Source organism: Aeromicrobium sp. (genome assembly GCF_014378035.1).
Classification (GTDB): Bacteria; Actinomycetota; Actinomycetes; order Propionibacteriales; family Nocardioidaceae; genus Aeromicrobium.
The window spans coordinates 32337-50923 of the sequence record NZ_JACMOM010000348.1 but is presented as its reverse complement, the minus strand read 5'-3'; the positions used below and the strand labels follow the sequence as shown (position 1 = coordinate 50923).

19 protein-coding genes are annotated in these 18587 nt (G+C 67.9%); 16 read left to right on the top strand and 3 right to left on the bottom strand.

Translation table 11 applies throughout. The annotated features are described in order from the left end of the window. The 5 genes from H7290_RS18465 to H7290_RS18445 all read left to right on the top strand — a co-directional run. Window positions 1-388, top strand: a 388-nt coding sequence (locus tag H7290_RS18465; protein WP_290515483.1) for an XdhC family protein, incomplete at its 5' end; no start/stop codon positions are given. Between the two features lie 132 nt (window positions 389-520). Next, window positions 521-1036 carry a (2Fe-2S)-binding protein gene (locus tag H7290_RS18460; RefSeq protein WP_290515482.1) on the top strand — a complete coding sequence of 172 codons (516 nt, stop codon included), beginning with the start codon at window positions 521-523 and terminating at the stop codon, window positions 1034-1036. After that, window positions 1033-3495, top strand: a complete 2463-nt coding sequence (locus H7290_RS18455) for a xanthine dehydrogenase family protein molybdopterin-binding subunit (RefSeq protein ID WP_290515481.1) — start codon at window positions 1033-1035, stop codon at window positions 3493-3495. The genes H7290_RS18460 and H7290_RS18455 overlap by 4 nt, the downstream gene beginning before the upstream one ends. Further along, window positions 3492-4349, top strand: coding sequence for a xanthine dehydrogenase family protein subunit M (locus H7290_RS18450; RefSeq protein WP_290515480.1), 858 nt, complete (start codon window positions 3492-3494; stop codon window positions 4347-4349). The genes H7290_RS18455 and H7290_RS18450 overlap by 4 nt, the downstream gene beginning before the upstream one ends. Continuing rightward, complete coding sequence (locus H7290_RS18445; protein WP_290515479.1) at window positions 4349-5020, top strand: SRPBCC family protein; 672 nt, start codon at window positions 4349-4351, stop codon at window positions 5018-5020. Before H7290_RS18450 ends, H7290_RS18445 begins: the two co-directional genes overlap by 1 nt. Window positions 5021-5039: 19 nt before the next feature. Here the strand turns inward: H7290_RS18445 and kynA are convergent, their stop codons facing one another. Then, entirely contained in the window at window positions 5040-5885 is an 846-nt protein-coding gene (gene kynA, locus H7290_RS18440; protein WP_290515478.1) for a tryptophan 2,3-dioxygenase, read from the bottom strand. Between the two features lie 137 nt (window positions 5886-6022). On the opposite strand from kynA, the gene H7290_RS18435 reads away from it, so the two are divergent. From H7290_RS18435 to H7290_RS18400, 8 genes are all read left to right on the top strand, one after another. Further along, the gene (locus H7290_RS18435) at window positions 6023-6949 is read left to right on the top strand and encodes an ATP-binding cassette domain-containing protein (protein WP_290515477.1); all 927 of its coding nucleotides are present in this window, start codon (window positions 6023-6025) and stop codon (window positions 6947-6949) included. Then, the gene (locus H7290_RS18430; RefSeq protein WP_290515476.1) at window positions 6946-7764 is read left to right on the top strand and encodes a hypothetical protein; all 819 of its coding nucleotides are present in this window, start codon (window positions 6946-6948) and stop codon (window positions 7762-7764) included. The genes H7290_RS18435 and H7290_RS18430 overlap by 4 nt, the downstream gene beginning before the upstream one ends. Before the next feature lie 55 nt (window positions 7765-7819). Then, window positions 7820-9106 (top strand): GAF domain-containing protein, encoded by a 1287-nt coding sequence (locus tag H7290_RS18425; RefSeq protein WP_290515475.1) that lies wholly within the window; start codon window positions 7820-7822, stop codon window positions 9104-9106. Between the two features lie 35 nt (window positions 9107-9141). Next, complete coding sequence (locus H7290_RS18420; RefSeq protein WP_290515474.1) at window positions 9142-9300, top strand: hypothetical protein; 159 nt, start codon at window positions 9142-9144, stop codon at window positions 9298-9300. Between the two features lie 47 nt (window positions 9301-9347). Further along, window positions 9348-10943 carry an AMP-binding protein gene (locus H7290_RS18415; protein ID WP_290515473.1) on the top strand — a complete coding sequence of 532 codons (1596 nt, stop codon included), beginning with the start codon at window positions 9348-9350 and terminating at the stop codon, window positions 10941-10943. A gap of 169 nt (window positions 10944-11112) precedes the next feature. After that, entirely contained in the window at window positions 11113-11484 is a 372-nt protein-coding gene (locus H7290_RS18410) for a type II toxin-antitoxin system PemK/MazF family toxin (RefSeq protein WP_290515472.1), read from the top strand. After that, window positions 11481-12536, top strand: coding sequence for a YihY/virulence factor BrkB family protein (locus tag H7290_RS18405; protein ID WP_290515471.1), 1056 nt, complete (start codon window positions 11481-11483; stop codon window positions 12534-12536). The genes H7290_RS18410 and H7290_RS18405 overlap by 4 nt, the downstream gene beginning before the upstream one ends. A 110-nt stretch (window positions 12537-12646) precedes the next feature. Beyond that, complete coding sequence (locus H7290_RS18400; RefSeq protein WP_290515470.1) at window positions 12647-13042, top strand: cold-shock protein; 396 nt, start codon at window positions 12647-12649, stop codon at window positions 13040-13042. Between the two features lie 18 nt (window positions 13043-13060). Here H7290_RS18400 and H7290_RS18395 read toward each other — a convergent pair whose 3' ends face one another. Next, entirely contained in the window at window positions 13061-14380 is a 1320-nt protein-coding gene (locus H7290_RS18395; RefSeq protein ID WP_290515469.1) for an MFS transporter, read from the bottom strand. 198 nt (window positions 14381-14578) lie between these two features. On the opposite strand from H7290_RS18395, the gene H7290_RS18390 reads away from it, so the two are divergent. Both H7290_RS18390 and H7290_RS18385 read left to right on the top strand, forming a co-directional pair. Then, window positions 14579-15325, top strand: a complete 747-nt coding sequence (locus tag H7290_RS18390; RefSeq protein WP_290515468.1) for a DUF3027 domain-containing protein — start codon at window positions 14579-14581, stop codon at window positions 15323-15325. An 88-nt stretch (window positions 15326-15413) separates the two neighbouring features. After that, the gene (locus H7290_RS18385; protein ID WP_290515467.1) at window positions 15414-17036 is read left to right on the top strand and encodes an MDR family MFS transporter; all 1623 of its coding nucleotides are present in this window, start codon (window positions 15414-15416) and stop codon (window positions 17034-17036) included. Between the two features lie 20 nt (window positions 17037-17056). Here the strand turns inward: H7290_RS18385 and H7290_RS18380 are convergent, their stop codons facing one another. Beyond that, window positions 17057-17464 carry a DUF2530 domain-containing protein gene (locus H7290_RS18380; protein ID WP_290515466.1) on the bottom strand — a complete coding sequence of 136 codons (408 nt, stop codon included), beginning with the start codon at window positions 17462-17464 and terminating at the stop codon, window positions 17057-17059. Window positions 17465-17523: 59 nt separating this feature from the next. Between H7290_RS18380 and H7290_RS18375 the strand changes: the two genes are divergently transcribed. Then, window positions 17524-18540, top strand: coding sequence for a hypothetical protein (locus H7290_RS18375; RefSeq protein ID WP_290515465.1), 1017 nt, complete (start codon window positions 17524-17526; stop codon window positions 18538-18540). The last annotated feature ends 47 nt before the right edge of the window (window positions 18541-18587 follow it).

Sequence of the window (18587 nt, the reverse complement as noted above, 5' to 3'; positions counted from 1 at the left end):
GTGGCCGCACCACTACCTGCAGAGACAGGTCGACGACGGCGCGATCGATGCGCGCACCGTGATCTGCGTCCTGACCCACGATCCGAAGTTCGACGTCCCGGTGCTTGATGTGGCTCTTCGGCTGGAGGGCCGTCACAGGCCGGCCTTCATCGGCGCCATGGGTTCACGAGCCACCCACGAGACCCGGCTCGAGAGGTTGAGGGAGGTGGGCCTCGACGACGAGCAGCTGGCCCGTCTGTCGAGCCCGATCGGGCTCGATCTCGGTGGGCGGACGCCGGAGGAGACCGCGGTGTCGGTGGCGGCGGAGATCATCGCCCTCCGTTGGAGCGGGAGCGGTCGCCGGCTGAGCGCCACCGGACGCCGGGTGCACCACGACCAGACCACGTGAGGGCGACCTCATTGTGGCCGCAACGTTCATGCAACTGTTGTGACACGGGTCACACCGGTGTTAAGTGGTGGTGACGACCGACCGATGGTCGCTCGACGCACACGCTCGTGTCCTCGAAACAGGGAGCAGCTCATGGCAGGAACGCCCATCACCGTCACCGTTGACGACGTCGCCTACAGCGATGACGTCGAGCCGAGGATGCTGCTGGTGCAGTACCTGCGTGAGCGAGTAGGCAAGACCGGCACCCTCATTGGTTGCGACACCAGCAACTGCGGCGCCTGCACGGTCCACCTCGACGGCACGAGCGTCAAGTCGTGCACGATGTTCGCGGTCCAGGCCGACGGGCACGAGGTCACGACGGTCGAGGGATTGTCGAAGAACGGCGAGCTGCACCCCATGCAGGCGGCCTTCCACGAGTGCCACGCCCTGCAGTGTGGCTTCTGTACTCCGGGCATGATCATGCAGTCGATCGACCTGATCAAGGAGCACCCCGACCCCGACGAGGAGACCGTGCGCAACGGGCTCGAGGGCAACCTCTGCCGGTGCACCGGCTACCAGAACATCGTCAAGGCCGTGCAGATGGCAGCGAAGGAAGCCTCCTCGTCAGCCCAACCGGCGTCGGCATCATCGACAGGTGGTGCGATATGACCGTCACCGAGATCGGCACCGCACGCCGTCGCAAGGAGGACCAGCGCCTCATCACCGGGCGTACCCGTTACACCGACAACATGGTGCTGCCGGGCATGCTGCACCTCGCGCTCGTCCGCAGCCCGTTCGCACACGCCACGATCACCGCGATCGACGTCTCCGCGGCCAAGGCGTCTCCCGGCGTCATGGCAGTGCTGACCGGCGCAGACGTCGCCGAGATCCAGGGCAGCCTGCCGTGCGCCTGGCCGATCACCCCCGACCAGAAGGCACCCCCGCACCCGGCCATCGCCGTCGATCATGTCGCCTTCGCTGGCGAGGTGGTCGCGTGCATCATTGCCCGCACTGCGGCCGCGGCGCGCGACGCGATCGAGCTGGTCGACATCGACTACGACGAGCTGCCGGTCATCCTCGACCTCGAGGAGGCGCTCGACGACAAGATCCTCGCGCACCCCGAGCTCGGCACCAACCTCTCGGCCACATGGGTGTTCGACTCGTCAGAGGCGGGCACGGGCGGCGACGTCAGCAAGGCCATCGACGCCGCCGAGGTCCTGATCGAGCGCACCTACATCCAGCAGCGGGTCATCCCCGCCTTCATGGAGCCCCGTTCGACGCTCGTCGACCCCACGGGCGACCAGACCACGATGTGGTCGTCGACGCAGGTGCCGCATATCCTGCGCCTGATGCTCGCGCTCACCCTCAACATTCCCGAGACGAAGGTGCGGGTCATCGCACCCGACGTCGGCGGCGGGTTTGGCGGCAAGCTGCAAGTCACGCCGGAGGAGATCATCACGATGCTCGCGGCCCGTCACACCGGCAAGCCGTGCAAGTACACCGAGACCCGCAGCGAGTCGCTCATGGCGGCGCACCACGGGCGCGGGCAGGTGCAGCGGCTCAAGCTCTCGGCCACCAAGGACGGCATCGTCACAGGGCTCGACGTGCGTCTGCTCGCCCACATGGGCGCCTACCTGGGCCTCGTCACGCCGGGTGTGCCGATCCTCGGCGCTTTCATGTACAACTCGATCTACAAGTTCCCGGCCTACCGGTTCGAGTGCAAGAACCTGTTCACCAACAAGGTCTGGACCGACGCCTACCGCGGCGCGGGCCGTCCCGAGGCGACCTTCGCGATCGAGAGGCTCATGGACGACCTTGCCGCCGAGCTCGACATGGACCCGATCGAGCTGCGCCGCAAGAACTGGATCAAGCACGAGGAGTTTCCCTTCACCTCGGTGTGCGGCCTGGAGTACGACTCTGGCAACTACGAGGCCGCCACCGACAAGGCGCTGGGGCTCTTCGGCTACGACGAGCTGCGTGCCGAGCAGAAGCGTCGCCGCGATGCCGGTGAGCGCGTCCAGCTCGGGCTCGGGGTGTCGACGTTCACCGAGATGTGTGGCCTCGCTCCGTCTCGGGTGCTCGGATCGTTGTCGTACGGGGCCGGCGGGTGGGAGCACGCGCAGGTGCGCGTCCTGCCGACCGGCAACGTCGAGGTCGTCACCGGCGTCAGCGCCCACGGCCAGGGCCACGAGACGGCCTGGAGCCAGATCGTCGCCGACCGCCTCGGGGTCGCGTTCGAGAACGTCGAGGTGCTGCACGGTGACACCCAGGTCTCGCAGAAGGGGCTCGACACCTACGGCTCCCGTTCCCTCGTCGTGGGTGGCATGGCGGTCGTCGCGGCGGCCGACAAGGTCATCGAGAAGGCTCGAACGGTTGCCGCACACCTGCTGGAGGCGAGCGTCGACGACATCGAGTTCGCCGGCGGCACGTTCAGCGTCAAGGGCACCGACCAGGGCATGACACTCGGCGAGATCTCGCTCGCGACGTTCGCGGCGCACAACCTGCCCGACGGGTTCGAGCCGAGCCTCGACTCGGATGCGACGTTCGACCCCGAGAACTTCTCGTTCCCGCACGGCACGCACCTCGCGGCCATGGAGGTCGACACCGCGACGGGCGAGACGACGCTGATGAAGTACGTCTGCGTCGATGACATCGGCAACGTCATCAATCCCATGATCGTCGAGGGGCAGGTGCACGGCGGGCTGGTGCAGGGCATCGCCCAGGCGCTCTTCGAGGAGGCAGTCCACGACGATGCCGGCACCTTGGTGACGGGCTCGTTCGTCGACTACCTCGTCCCGAGCGCGGCCGACATGCCGTCGTTCACGACCGACCGCACCGAGACGCCGTCGACGACCAACGCCCTCGGAGTCAAGGGAGTCGGCGAGGCCGGCACGATCGCGTCGACGCCGGCCATCGTCAACGGTGTCATCGATGCGCTTCGCCACCTCGGCGTCACCGACATGAAGATGCCCTGTTCTCCGTTCCGGGTCTGGACGACGATCCAGCAGGCGTCAGGCGGTGCCGGGAACGGCAAGCACGTCGCCACCCCGGCGAGCACCCAGCCCAAGAGTCCCGAGCAGGTGGGGGTCAACTCCAGCGGCTCACTCCCGACAGGAGACGTCCAGTGATTCCCTCAGCCTTCGAGTACCTGTCCCCCACGACGCTCGACGAGGCCCTCTCAGCGCTGGTGGCGTCCGGTGACGAGGGCAAGATCCTCGCCGGTGGCCAGAGCCTGATCCCGGTCCTGAAGCTGCGGTTGGCCTCACCCGAGGTCCTCGTCGACCTCGGACGGATCGCCGAGCTGCGTGGCATCCGCGACGACGGCGACGCCATCGTCATCGGCGCGATGACACCGCACCACGACATCGCGAACGACCCGCTCATCGCTCAGCACGCCGGCCTCATCGCCAAGGCCGCCGAGACCGTGGCTGACCCGCAGGTGCGTCACCGTGGAACGTTCGGCGGTGCGCTCGTGCACGCCGATCCGGCCGGCGACATGCTCGCGCCGGCGCTCGCGCTTGACGCCGAGTTCGAGATCATCGGCTCCGGCGGCTCGCGCACCGTCCCGGCGGCGGAGTTCTTCGTCGACCTGTTCACGACTGCCGTCGGCGAGGACGAGATCCTGGCCCGCGTCCGCATCCCCAAGACGACAGGGTGGGGCTCGGCCTACGAGAAGTTCACCCGCGTGGCCCAGCAGTGGTCGATCGTCGCGGTGGCCGCCGCAGTTCGCGTCGAGGCCGGGTCGATCGCCGAGGCCCGGGTCGCACTGACCAACATGGGCTCCGTACCGATCCGCGCCACCGCCGTCGAGCAGGCGCTGGTCGGCTGTGGGGTCGATGCAGCCTCGATCGAGGCCGCTACCGCGGGCGCTGGCGATGGGACCAACCCTCCGACCGACACCAACGGCGACGCCAACTTCCGACGGCACCTGGCCGGCGTCATTGCGTCACGTGCGGTGCTGGCCGCGGCCGGAACCGCCTGATGGAGCTGAGTCACCGTTTCGTCGTCCCGGCCTCGATCGACGTCACCTGGGCCGCGTTCAACGATGTCGAGGGCATCGCCCCGTGCTTCCCCGGTGCCACACTGGCGACGGTCGAGGGTGATGAGTTCACGGGGGCGGTCAAGGTCAAGCTTGGGCCGATCGCCATGGTCTACAACGGCAAGGGCACCTTCGTCGAGCGCGACGAGGTGGCGCACCGGGCTGTCATCTCGGCCAAGGGCAAGGACAAGCGCGGCAACGGTACGGCCGGTGCGACGGTCGTGGCCCAGCTGACGCCCGACGGCGACGGCACCGCCGTGGAGGTCACCACCGACCTGTCCATCACGGGCAAGCCTGCACAGTTCGGCCGCAACGTCATGCAGGACGTCAGCGACAAGCTGCTCGGGCAGTTCGTCGACTGCATCGCGAAGCGGCTCGGACCCGCGTCGGCCCCGGAGACGGCGCAGGGCATCAAGGAGCCGGTGCGCGAGGCGGCAACCGATGCGCCGCAGGCCGCAGCGGCACCCCAGCCGCCACCGCCGCCCCCCAGTGCGGCGGCCGACCTCAACCTGATGTCGACCGTCATGCTGGTGCTGATCCGACGTTACGGGCCGGCCGTCGTCGGCGGTCTCGTCGTCGTCGGCGCCATCATCTGGGCAATCTCGCGCGACTGATCGACCGGGTCGATGCTCGTCAGTCCGTGCCGATGTAGGTGCGGGCGTCGCTCAGCTCAGGGAAGAAGGTGAGCTCGAGGGCCTTCTGCAGGAAGCCCACACCGGACGAGCCGCCCGTGCCCCGCTTGAAGCCGATGATGCGCTCGACGGTCTTGAGGTGGCGAAAGCGCCACAGCTGGAAGCTTCCCTCGACGTCGACAAGCTCTTCGCACATCTCGTAGGCGTCCCAGTACGTGTCGGGGTCGGCATAGATGCGTCGCAGCACCTCGGTCACGCCGGGGTCGGCCGTGTAGGGCTGGGTGACGTCTCGCGCGAGCACGGCTTCCGGAACGGCGTGTCCCCGCCTGGCAAGGAAGCGCAGGAACTCGTCGTAGAGGCTCGGTGCCTCGAGGTCGGCCTGCAACCGGGAGCGCAACCCGTCGTCGTGGTCGAAGACCTCGATCATCTGAGGGTTCTTGTTGCCCAGGAGGAACTCCACGGTGCGGTACTGGGGCGACTGGAACCCCGACGCCTGGCCCAGGGAGTCGCGGAACTGGACGTACTCCACGGGCGTCAAGGTCTCGAGCACGGCCCACTGCTCGAACATCTGCCGCTGGATGGCCTTGACCCGGGCGAGCCGTTTGAGTGCGGGCGGCAGGTCGTCGTCGGCGACCAGCGACATCGCCGACCTCAGCTCGTGGATGAGCAGCTTGAGCCACAGCTCGGTCACCTGGTGCTGCACGATGAACAGCATCTCGTCGTGGTGGTCGGACACCGGCTGCTGCGCCGACAACAGGGTGGGCAACCGCAGGTAGTCGGCGTAGGTCATCTCACCGCGCAGGTCGATGGCGACCCCGTCCTCGATCGGTCGGAAGGATTCGGTCATGCCTGCACGGTAGGCCGTCTGCTCAGTCAGGGGCGGCTGGGCAGCCGGGCGGTGATCATGGGAAGGGCTCTGGTCAATCGTCGGGTCGGCACGCTGGCACCAAGCTCACCGGGTGAATGATCTGGCATGGTGAGGGCATGGCTCTCATCGAGGCTCGGTCGCTGGGCAAGTCATTTGGCCCCAATCGCGCCGTTGACGACCTGTCGTTCGTGGTGCGCCCCGGCAGCGTCACCGGGTTCCTCGGACCCAACGGGTCAGGCAAGTCGACGACGATGCGGCTGATGCTGGGGCTTGACCGCGGCGACGGGCGGACGACGTTCGACGGTCGAGCCTTCTCCGAGCTCGAGCACCCGATGCGCCACATCGGCGCACTGCTGGAGGCAAAGCCGTTCCATCCCACCCGGCACGCGCGCGACCATCTCCGGATGCTGGCCGCGGCCAACCGCATCCCCGACGTGCGCGTCGACGAGGTGCTCGAGATGGTCGGCCTCAGCAGCGTCGGCAGCGGACGGCCGCGCAAGTTCAGCCTCGGCATGGGCCAACGTCTGGGCATCGCCGCGGCGTTGCTGGGAGATCCCGACACGCTGATCCTCGACGAGCCGAGCAACGGCCTCGACCCGCAGGGCATCACCTGGCTGCGGATGCTGCTGAGGGGTCTCGCCGCCGAGGGTCGCTCGGTGTTCGTGTCGAGCCACCTGCTTCAGGAGATGGCGGTGCTCGCAGACGAGCTTGTCGTGATCGGTCGGGGCCGGATGCTCGCCAACGGGGCCGTGGCCGACTTCGTCTCGCACAGCAGATTGGGGACGGTCGAGGTCCGGACCCCCGACGGGACGCTGCTCGTCCCAGCCCTCGAGGCGATCGGCTCGACCGTCACGCAGGACGACGGGGCACTCGTCGTGAGTGGTGCCACCGCCGAGCAGATCGGTGACGCCGCCCACGCGGCCGGAGCGCGTCTCCACCAGCTCGTCACCCGTCAGGCCACGCTCGAGGAGGCATTCCTGGAGGCGACCGGACTCTCGGAGGAGTTCCGAGGCAGCCAGCTGGCAGGCGGTGACCAACCGTGATCGACGCGCTGCGCTACGAGTACGTGAGACTCCGGACCATCCGCTCGACCTACTGGCTGATCGGGCTCGCCCTCACGTTCCAGCTCATCATGTCGATGCTGATCGCGTGGCAGCTCTCGAAGTCCGCGAGTGCGCCCAGCGGTGACAGCTCCTTCGACATCCTTGTGACGATTGGCGCGTCAACCGGCTTGGCACCGCTGTTCATCGCCTACATCATCGGGCTTCTGGGGGTCTTCTCCACGGGTCATGAGTACCGGCACGGCATGATCCGCGCGACCCTCACGGCGTTGCCCGACCGCCGCCTCGTCTTCGCCGCGAAGGTCATCTCGACGGCCGTGGTGTCGGCATCCGCCGCCTTGCTGTGCATCATGATGGCGTTGCTCAGCATCGTGGTCTGGGGTCTCGACATGCCGTCGGGCAAGGATCTGGTCAATCTGACGGGCGGCACCATCGTCTTCACCGTCCTGTTCGCCTTGTCGGGCCTGGCCTACGCGTCACTGACCCGCAACCAGACCGCGGCGGTGGCGTTGCTGATGCTGGTGCCGAGCGTGGTCGAGCAGATCATCCGCGCGATCGTCCTCGCGATCAAAGCCGCCTCCGACGACCCTCGTGGCACCGGTGGCCTCGTCCAGATCCTCAAGTACCTGCCCTACGATGCGGGCGGACAGATGTACACGCGCGCGTCGATCGGCGACCTGCTGGGGTTCTTCGGTGTCGTGCCGTTCGGCGCTGTGGGTGGCGGCGTCGTGATGGCCACGTTCGTCGGTGCGCTGCTGGCCGCGTCCTACGTGCTGTTCTTGCGGCGCGACGCCTGACGCGGGACGCCTTGGGCAAAGTGGCCCACGTCACCCCCGGACGTAGACTCCGCTCATGGGCCGCAGCAACGATCTGGCGATGCCACCGGGAGCTGATCCGGCCACGCTGTCGCGCCACCTCAATGTCGCGCACGACGAGTTCGTGAGCAGCGGTCTCGTCAATCCGGGTCTGCGCCAGCTGGTGCTCGAGTCGTGGCGTCGCAGCGTGGAGGGCGGGCTCGACCCCGAGCAGACGCTCGCCGCAATCCGGCTCGATGAGGCGGCACTCGCCGAGATCCGTGACGGTCACCCTCTCGCCACGGGCATGCCGGTCATCAGGCGGCTGCTGGTCGAGAGTGCCGCCGAGGCGGGCTTGCTTGTCGCGGTCAGCGATGCGGCCGGTCAGCTGCTGTGGGTCGAGGGTGATGCGTCCCTGCGCGCGAGGGCTGAGGGCATGCACTTCGTGGCCGGTGCCGACTGGAGCGAGGCCAGCGCCGGGACCAACGCGCCCGGCACCGCCCTGGCCCTCGACCGCCCGGTGCAGATCTTCGGCCCCGAGCATCTCGCCCGGCAGGTCACACCGTGGAGCTGCTCTGCCGCGCCGATCCACGACCCCGACACCGGCGCGGTGCTGGGCGTCCTCGACCTGACCGGTGGTGCTGAGGTCGCCACGCCACAGAGCCTCACCCTCGTGCGGGCCACCGTCGCCGCGGTCGAGGCCGAGCTCCGCATCGAGCGGTTGAGCACTCCCCGCTCATCGACGATCACGCCCAGCGGCTGGTCGCTGCCGGGTCTCGACGTGCTCGGGGGTCACGGGGCGGTGCTGCGCCACGGCTCGACCACGACCCGACTGAGCCTTCGACACAGCGAGCTGCTCCTGCTGATCGCGGAGTCCGAGCACGGCATGACCGCCGCCGAGCTCGCGGTGGCGCTGAGTGATGACGAGCAGGCGCAGGTCACGATCCGCGCCGAGGTGTCGCGGTTGCGCATCGTGCTCGGGCCCATCGAGCTGGCGTCCCGGCCCTACCGCCTGCGCAACGCCGTCGACATTGACGTCGCCGCCGTGCGTGACGACCTCGCCGAAGGACGGCTGCGCCGTGCGGTGGCGCGGTACCGCGGGCCGATCCTGCCGTCGTCCGCGGCTCCCGGTGTCGAACGGTTGCGCGACGGGCTGCACCTGCACATACGGTCCTGCCTGCTGGCCACCGACGACGCCGACGCGCTTCTGTCGTTCGCCGACACCCCGTACGGATGCGACGACCTCGAGGTCTGGGAGCGGATACTGATGATCCTGCCGCCGACCTCGCCGCGTCACACCCAGGTCACGGAGCGCGTCGCTCGGCTCGACAACGAGCTCCGCTGACCCGCAACCTGCAGGGGGCTCCGCTCCGGCGGGCCATGACGACGGTCGCTTCGACCGCACCCGTCAACGAGTCCGCACGAGACCTGTCGCTCGTCGGTATCCGGCGGGCCGTCCTTGCCCGTGACGGCGCGCTCTGGGGGCACGTCGATCGTCGAGCCGGGTTCGGCAACTCGTTGTTACACTTCCCCGGTTGATCCCGGCGCAGTAGCGTCAGGGGCGTCACGACGGGTTTGGAGACAGCATGGGCGAGCTTGGTTACACGCTGAAGGTGTTCCGCCGGATCGGCATGCTCAAGCCGGTTCTGCCGCACCGCTTGGTCGGCGCCGCGCTCCAGCTCGCCAAGTGGGGCCCCGGTCTCCCCTCGGGCGTCAACGCCGCCGCACGACGGTTCCCCCACCAGCTGGCCATCATCGACGATGCCGGCGAGATCACCTGGTCAGAGCTGGCCGACCAGATCAACCAGCTCACCCAGGGGCTGAAGGACCGCGGTGTCGAACCGGGCGACTCGATCGCCCTGCTGTCACGCAACCACCGGTACATGGTCATGGCGATGGTCGCGATCATGCAGGCCGGCGGTCGGGTCCTGCTGCTCAACACCATGGCCAGTCGATCGCAGCTCGGAGAGCTCGCCAAGCGTGAGTCGGCCAGGCCCGTGATCCTCGATCAGGAGTTCCTGCAGGTCGGCGCCGATGTCGACCACGACGACCTCGTCCTGGCCTGGACTGACGACGACGCACCCGCCGACCTGCCCACGATTGCCGGGATGATCAAGGGCCAGCCGACGACGTCGCACCCCAAGCCGTCACGATCCGGCCAGATCATCATCTTCACGTCGGGCACCACAGGGCTGCCCAAGGGAGCCCGTCGCGAGGAGCCCAAGGACCTCAAGCCCCTCATCGCCTTCTTCGGCGCGATTCCGTACCGGGGCAACTCGACAGTTGTCTTGGCGGCCCCGCTGTTCCATTCCTGGGGGCTCATCAACTTCGGTTTCGGATTGTCGACCGCGCCGACCTATGTGCTGCGGCGCCGTTTCGACGCTGCACAGGTGTTGCAGGACATCGAGGAGCGCGAGGCCCGCGTCCTGGTCGTGGTACCGCTGATGATGCAGAGGCTCGTTGACGTCGACCCCGCGGTCATCAAGAAGGCCGACGTGTCGACGCTCGAGATCACGGCCAGCAGCGGTTCGGCCCTCGCCGGCGACCTCGCCAACCACTACATGGACCTGTTCACCGACTCGGTCTACAACTTCTACGGCGCGACCGAGACCGGGTGGGTCACGATCGCCAGTCCGACCGACCTCCGGGAGGCGCCGGGCACCGCCGGCACACCACCCTTCCGCACGTTCGTGAAGATCCTCTCGCCCGACGGCACGGAGCTGCCGCAGGGCGAGACCGGCGTCATCCATGTGGGTAATGACATGCCGTTCGGGGGGTACACCGACGGCAACACCAAGGACTTCATCGACGGGCTCATGAGCACCGGCGACCTGGGCCACTTCGATGAGAACGGCCGGTTGTTCGTGTCCGGTCGTGACGACGACATGGTGGTCGTCGGCGGGGAGAACGTCTTCCCCCGCGAGCTCGAGGACTCACTGATCGACCACCCCGACATCTCCGACGTCGTCGTGACCGGCATCGACGACCAGAAGTTCGGTCAGGCACTGGCGGCCTACGTCGTGGTCAAGGACGGCGCCTCCGTGACCGAGGCCGATCTGGTGGCGTATGCCAGAGAGCACCTCCCGCGATTCGCGGTGCCGCGCAAGGTCAAGTTCCTCGACGAGCTGCCGCGCAACCCGACCGGCAAAGTCATGAAGCGAGAGCTTCCAGCCCTCGACTGAGGTCGTCCTCGACGGGCAGGGCCGACCGCGCCCGGGTGCGGCTCCGTCTGGCCCACCAGCGGCAGGAAGCAGCCTGACGCCCGCGGACGGCACGTGCTGACAACCCGTCGTGTCGGTCACTTTCCCGGGCGCGCAGCGCGCGACGCTGTGCGAGAGTTGCTCTGTGGACATGACCTACGACCCCCACCCTGACGGGGCGCCCGATCCGGGCGAGATCGTGTGGACCCGGGTTCCCTACGAAGACGATCCGTCCCGCGGCAAAGACCGGCCCGTCCTGCTCATCGCCCGCACCGGCGACGACCTCGTGGGGTTGATGATGACGTCGAAGGATCACGACCGTGACATCGAGCAGGAAGCGCGCGACGGCCGTTTCTGGTTCGACGTCGGTTCCGGCCCGTGGGACGGCGCTGGTCGTCCCAGCGAGGTGCGGCTCAACCGTCTGATCACCGTCCACCCCGTCGACGTCCGACGTGAGGGCGCCGTCCTCGACCGGTCTCGTTTCGACGCAGTGATTTCCGCGCTCGGCGAGCACCTCCCGTGACGGACGCAGACAAGCACTCGACCGGCCAGGGCGCGGCTCCCACGATCGGGCGTCTCGATGGCTTCCAGCGGAGTCACCCTGTCGTCGGGTTCCCGCTCGCGGTGTTCTACAAGTATTTCGACGACCAGGGTGCGTACCTCTCCGCGATCATCACGTACTACGCCTTCATCGCGATCTTCCCGCTCCTGCTCCTTGCCACCTCGATCCTGGGCTTCGTCCTGAGAGGCAACCCCGAGCTCCAGCAGACACTCCTCAACTCGGCCCTCAGCCAGTTTCCGATCATCGGCGAGCAGCTCGGCAAGCCCGAGAGCCTGACGGGATCGACCTCGGCGATCGTCGTGGGGTCGCTCGCGGCGACGTATGGTGCGATGGGTCTTGGACAGGCGGCCCAGAACGCCGCGAACATTGCCTGGTCGGTGCCGCGCAACAGCCGCGCCAATCCTTTCCTGCTGCGTTTCCGCAGCCTCGTTCTCCTGCTCATCGGTGGCATCGGCATCCTCGTCCTCGCGGTCGTGACGTCGGTCCTGGCCAATCCCGACGCTCTCGGCGGGGAGCTCGCACCGACACTCGGGCTGCTGATCCGCGCCGCCGGTTCCCTTCTGACGCTTGCGATCTTCGCGGCGCTGTTCCGGCTCGTCAGCGCAGACAGGGCGGGGTGGCGTTCCGTCCTGCCCGGCGCCATTGTGACAACGGTGCTCTGGCAGGGGTTGCAGTATTTCGGCAACACCTACGTCCGTGAGGTGATCGGCAAGGCCAGCACGATGAATCAGACCTTCGCCCTGGTGCTCGGGCTCCTCGCCTTCATCTACATCGCATCGATCATGGTGGTGATGGGGCTGGAGGTCAACGTCGTCCTGCGGCGGCACCTGTATCCGCGTGCGCTGCTGACCCCGTTCACCGACAACGTCGTGCTGACCGAGGCAGACCAGAAGGCGTACTCGGCCTACGCCAAGTCGCAGCGCCACAAGGGGTTCCAGTCCGTCGAGGTCACCTTCCAGGACAGAGAAGCGCGACCACCTGACGGCACGAAGGCATCCGACCCGGCCTCGTGATCACGATCATGACCCCGGCCGGGCCCAGCTCGGTGATCCTCGACTTCATGACCGTGGGCGTCGACCACTAGGCTGACAGTCCGACCGAAACAAGACCCGAAGGTGGAGCCATGCCGACCGGCAAAGTGAAGTGGTACGACTCGGACAAGGGCTTCGGCTTCCTGAGCCGCGACGAGGGTGAGGACGTCTACGTCCGCTCCGACGCACTGCCCGCCGGAGTCGAGAGCCTCAAGGCCGGGAGCCGGGTCGAGTTCGGCATCGTGCAGGGCAGTCGCGGCGACCAGGCGCTCCAGGTGCGGCTGCTCGAGCCGGTGACGTCAGTGTCCAAGTCGCAGGCGCAGGCACGCCGCAAGGATCCCGAGGCGATGGCCGTCATCGTCGAAGACCTCATCCGCATGCTCGACAACGTGGGCGAGGGCTACCGGCACGGGCGGCACCCCGATGCCAAGAAGGCCAAGCCGATCTCGCAGGTGCTGCGCGCCGTCGCAGCTGAGCTCGAGCTGTAGCGCCAGCACGAAGAGTCGCTACGAGCGGGTGATCGGCTCCTGCGGGGCTGGTCGATGCCCCGGAGGGCCCGATGGTCGTCGTGGGCGCGCCCGGTTGAGCACGAACACGAGCCAGGCCACGAGGATCGTCGCGGTGACGAGGAGCCCGATCCTCGGGGTCGCGTCGACGATGAAAAGACCGATACCCATCAGCCCGCCGAGAACCCAGGTGAGCTGTAGCAACGTCTCTGAGCGCGCGAACATGCTGGTGCGGACGCGCTCGGCGACATCGCGCTGGATCAGGGCGTCGAGGCTCAGCTTGCCCAGCGACTGACAGAGTCCCACCGTCAGACCGAGGATGACCGCGGTCCACCACGTGAAGAACACGCCAACCATCGTCACCACGGCGACGTCGAGGACGAGCACGGCGATCACGACACGTTCGGGCCGACGTGACTGGGTGGCCGAGGCGATGAGCGTACCGATCGTGCTGCCCGCCCCGGCGCCCCCGATGACCAGGCCGAGCAGCACGGTGGCATTGCCGTTCCAGCCCATCGAGTCGGGGGGCTGGCGCAGGGTGAAGGCCATGAAGATCGTGAGGAACCCGGAGAGCAGACGCAAGCCGGAGTTGCTCCGCAGGGCGTTGACGACGTCGCGGGAGATGTCGATGCCCTTGGAGCCGATCTTCGTGAGGTCGACCTGCTCCTCGCCCTCGCTGGAGTCGACCTGCGTGGGGAGCAGGATCGCCAGCACGGTGCCGACGACAAACAGCAGGGCCGCGTAGCGGACCGCCCAGTCGGCGCCGATCGCCGCGGCACCGATGGCCAGCGGGGCGGAGACGGCAGCCGCTCCGGTGCCGGTCAGGGAGATGCGCGAGTTGGCCTTGACGAGGGTGAACTCGGTGGGCAGCAACCGGGGTACAGCGGCAGCACGCGTCACGCCGTACGCCTTGGAGGCCACGAGGCAGCCCAGCGCGGCGAAGTAGAACGACGGTGGGGGACTGTCAGCGTTGATGGCACCGGCAAGGACCCAGCAGCAGAAGGCGCGAACGGCCAGCGTCGACCCGATGGCCCAGCGGCGTCCGCGCCGGAAGCGATCGAGGAATGGGCCGATCAGCGGTGCCACGACGGCGAACGGGAGCATCGTCAGCAGCAGGAACAGCGCGACCTGGCCGGTGGCCTCGCCGGTGGGAACCGTGAAGAACAGTGTGCCCGCCAGCGAGACGGCGAAGGCGGCGTCGCCGGCGGTGTTGAACGCGTGCAGCTCCAGGAGGCGCGACAGACCGCTTTCGCCGGCGCCGCCGGAGTGGGTGAAACGACGTGAGGCGCTGAAGGCCGAGGTGCTGCCGCGCGCGACCACCCGGCCAGTGCCGGTGGAGATCTTCGCGGCAGCTCGTGCGGAGCGGTTCAGGCGGGAGGAGCTGGTGGGCCCGGGTTGATCAGCACTTGAGCGGGAGGAATCGCCCGTCGACGATCCAGTCTCCCCGTGATCTTCCACCCCTTCATCCTGCCTCACCCCGGGAGGCGCGTGCCCCGGGACATGGGGGACAATTGAGGAATGTCCGCCGACGAGCAGCTGTCCTCCGCGATCGACGTCGCACGTGCAGCCGTCGACGAGGCGGCCGATGCCGGAACGGTGGGTGAGCACCTACAGGCGGTCGACGACGGCGACGCCTTGGTCTCGCACCAGTTCAGGTGCCTGAAGGCTGGTTACCAGGGCTGGTACTGGTCGGTGAGCATCTCGCGAGCACCCGACACCGACCGCATCACGATCAATGACGTGGTGCTCCTGCCGGGCGACGACGCCATCATCGCTCCGGTGTGGACCCCCTATCGCGAACGCATCCGACCGGGCGACCTCAGCCCCGGCGACGTGCTGCCCCCCGACGAGGACGACGTGCGGCTGGTGCCATCGTGGTCGGCCGGCGACGGCGACGAGCAGACCGACGACCGCTACTTCGCCCGCGAGGTCGGTCTTGGTCGCGAGTGGGTGTTGTCCTTCGAGGGCCGCGAGATCGCCGCCGATCGCTGGCAGGAGGGCGAGCAGGGCCCCGATGCACTCATCGCCCAGCAGGCCGCTGGCGTTTGCCACTCGTGCGGTTTCATGGTGAGCCTGGCCGGGCCACTCTCCGAGCGATTCGGCGTGTGTGCCAACGGCATGGCCAACGACGATGGCCGCGTCGTCTCCTTCGACCACGGCTGCGGAGCCCACTCCGGGGCCAGGCTGAGCCGGTCCGCCGCCGCGCAGGAGCTGCCGTTGCCGGTGTTCGACACGCTGGCCGCCGACGAGACCGAGCCCTTCTAGGCCGTCGACTTCTTCCGTCCCACGTGAGCCCGCTCACCTGGGACTGGTTTCGTTTGCCGCACGCCCAGCATCTATGTATGGTTGCAGCATGCAACTAACAGCCACTGAGAAGGTCGACGGCGGAAAGCGTGACGTCGCGAAGCCGGTCGGCACCTCGACAGACCGGCCGACAACCAGGTCCGTCCCGACGCAGCTCAGCCACCGCGAGATCCTCGAGGTGCTCTTCGGCCTGCTGGCGGCGCTCTTCACCGCGATCCTCAGCTCGACCATCGTGTCCAACGCCCTGCCGACGATCATCGCCGACCTGAACGGCTCGCAGACGCAGTACACGTGGGTCGTCACTGCCTCGTTGCTCGCCATGACGGTGTCGACACCCGTCTGGGGCAAGCTGTCCGACCTGTTCAACAAGAAGCTGCTCGTGCAGACCTCGATCATCATCTTCGTGATCGGCTCGATCTTCGCCGGCATCTCGCAGAACGTGCCCGAGCTCATCGCGATGCGTGTCGTGCAGGGGCTCGGCATGGGTGGTCTGACCGCCAACGCCCAGTCGATCATCGCCTCGATCATCCCGCCCCGCGAGCGCGGACGCTACAGCGGCTACATGGGTGCCACGATGGCGGTTGCCACGGTCTCCGGCCCCCTGCTCGGTGGCGTCATCGTCGACACCCCGGGCCTCGGGTGGCGGTGGACGTTCTACGTCTGCGTGCCGCTTGCCCTTGTCAGCCTCGTCATCCTGCAGAAGTACCTGCGGATCGCCACGGTGCGCCGCCGCGTCAGGATCGACTACCTCGGCGCCGTGTTGATCGCCATCGCCGCGAGCCTGCCGCTCATCTGGGTCTCCTTCGCCGGCAACTCGTTCGACTGGATGTCGTGGCAGAGCGGCGCATTCCTCGGAGGGACGCTCGTGGCTGTGCTCCTCACCATCCGGGTTGAGCTGCGCCATCCTGAGCCCATGGTGCCGCTCAAGGTCGTGCGTGAGCGGACCACTGCGCTGGCAATCATCGGCAGCATCGCGGTGGGCGTCGGCATGTTCGGCGGTTCGGTCTTCATCGGCCAGTATTTCCAGATCGCCGGTGGCCGCACTCCCACCGAGGCAGGCCTGCTGACCATCCCGCTGATGGTCGGATCGCTGATCGGCACGACCCTGTCGGGACGGATCATCTCCCGCACGGGCCTCTGGAAGCGGTTCCTCGTCATCGGGTCGGTGCTGCTCGTGCTGGGGCTCGGGCTGCTCTCGACGATCAACCACCGCACGCCAGAGTGGCACGCGATGACCTTCATCGCCTTCCTCGGCCTCGGCATGGGCATGCTGTTGCAGAACTACGTGCTCGCGGTGCAGAACACCGTCGACGTCTCGGAGGTCGGTGCCACGAGCGCCGTCGTCGCCTTCTTCCGCTCGCTGGGTGGTGCAGTGGGTGTGTCGGTTCTCGGCGCCATCCTCGCCGCACAGGTCAAGGGTGATGTCACGAGCAAGCTCGCCACCCTCGGCGTCAAGCCGTCAGGCGGTGGCGTCTCGCTGCTCGACCTGAAGAGCTTGCCGGCGCCGGTCGCCGAAGTCGTCCGAACCGCGTACGGCGATGCGACTGGCACGATCTTCGGGGTGGCCGCGATCGTCGCCGTCTTCAGCCTCGTGGCCGCGCTGCTGATGAAGGAAGTGCCGCTGCGCACGACTCTCACCAAGGGCGACGCCGCGGAGTCGGTCGACGCCTGACGCGTCGGGACGTGGTCGGGTCAGGCGGCGCGGCGCCGGCGGCCCGGCTGCATGTGCAGCGCGTTGCGGCGCCGGCGGCAGTACTCGATGCCGATGAGTCCGAGCCCGAACCCGGCCAGCGCGGTCCAGAGCCACCACGTGCGGCCGTCGTCCTCGAGCGTGCCCAGGAACGGCAGAAGTGCGACCGCGAGCACACCCCAGATGATGGTGCCGACGGTCATGGTGCGGACACCGTCGACGTCCATGGGCTCGACCTCTGCGACGCGGTGCGTCGTGCTGCCGATCTCGAGCTCGGTGATCTCGGGCCTGCCGAACTCATGACGCCGGGCGGCCCGATCGAGGCGGGCGATCTCACGATGACCCATCTTGCGCTCGATCGTCTCGGGCCCGTCGCCCTGGCGGATCGCCCACTCGTCACTGTCGGTCACCTCTCCACACTACCCGCCGGGATCGCCGACGGCGCCGACTGCTGTCATGCTGATCTGCAATGAATCCGCGCTACCGCCGGCTGTTGATCCCGGGCCTCCTCGTTGCGCTCCTGGCGATCGTGGTGGTGAGCTCGCTCGCGCGCAGGGCCGATGGCGCGCAGAGCGGATCGGTCGTCGTCAGCCACATCTCCGACCCGCGCATCACGGAGTCAAGCGGTCTGGTGGTCAGCTCCGCCGATGCCGATCTGGCGTACACCATCAACGACTCCGGCAACGCGCCCGTCGTCTTCACGGTCCGGGTGTCCACAGGCGCCGTGGTCGGCACCACGACGGTGAGCGGAGGCACGTGGTTCGACACCGAGGCGATGGCGACGGGTCCGGACGGCACGCTCTGGGTCGCCGACACGGGTGACAACGATGGCAACCGGTCTGACGCCGCCCTCTACTCGTTGGCGCAGCCGACGGCAGGCGACCGGTCCGTCGTGGCCCGGCGTTACCCCATCACGTATCCGGACGGTCCCGAGAACGTCGAGGCGCTGATCATCAATCCGTCGACCGGGCGCAAGCTGCTGGTCAGCAAGGGCGTGTTCGCCGGGGGTGTGTTCGCCCTGCCCGACGCCCTGTCGACGACGACGGCCAACAGAGCGAAGGATCTCGGCGTGGTGGTCCCGGCCCTCATCACCGATGGCGCGTTCGCGAACAGCGGCAACCACGTCGTCCTCCGCAACTACTCCACGGCGTATGTCTACGACACTGCTTCATGGAGCTCCGTCGACTCTGAGCCGATGCCCGACGTCGAGCAGGGCGAGACGCTGGCGATGGAAGCATCGGGTCAAGCATTCCTGGTCGGCAGCGAGGGCACGGACTCCCCGCTGATCCGGGTGCCCTTCGAGGAGCCCACCAGCACTTCTGCCACATCGGGGACCCCGACCCGGGCTGCTCCCACCCCGACTGCCACCAGTCCGACGGCTCCCCTGCCGGGTGGCAACGGGTTTGCCGGGGCGACCTGGTTCTGGGCGGTCGGCGTGATGGCGCTCCTGGCGGGCATCTCGGTAGCCATCAACCGCAAAAACTGAGCGACGGCCCCCTGCGTGTGATTGCCGTTGTTGTCTTCTGGCATGCT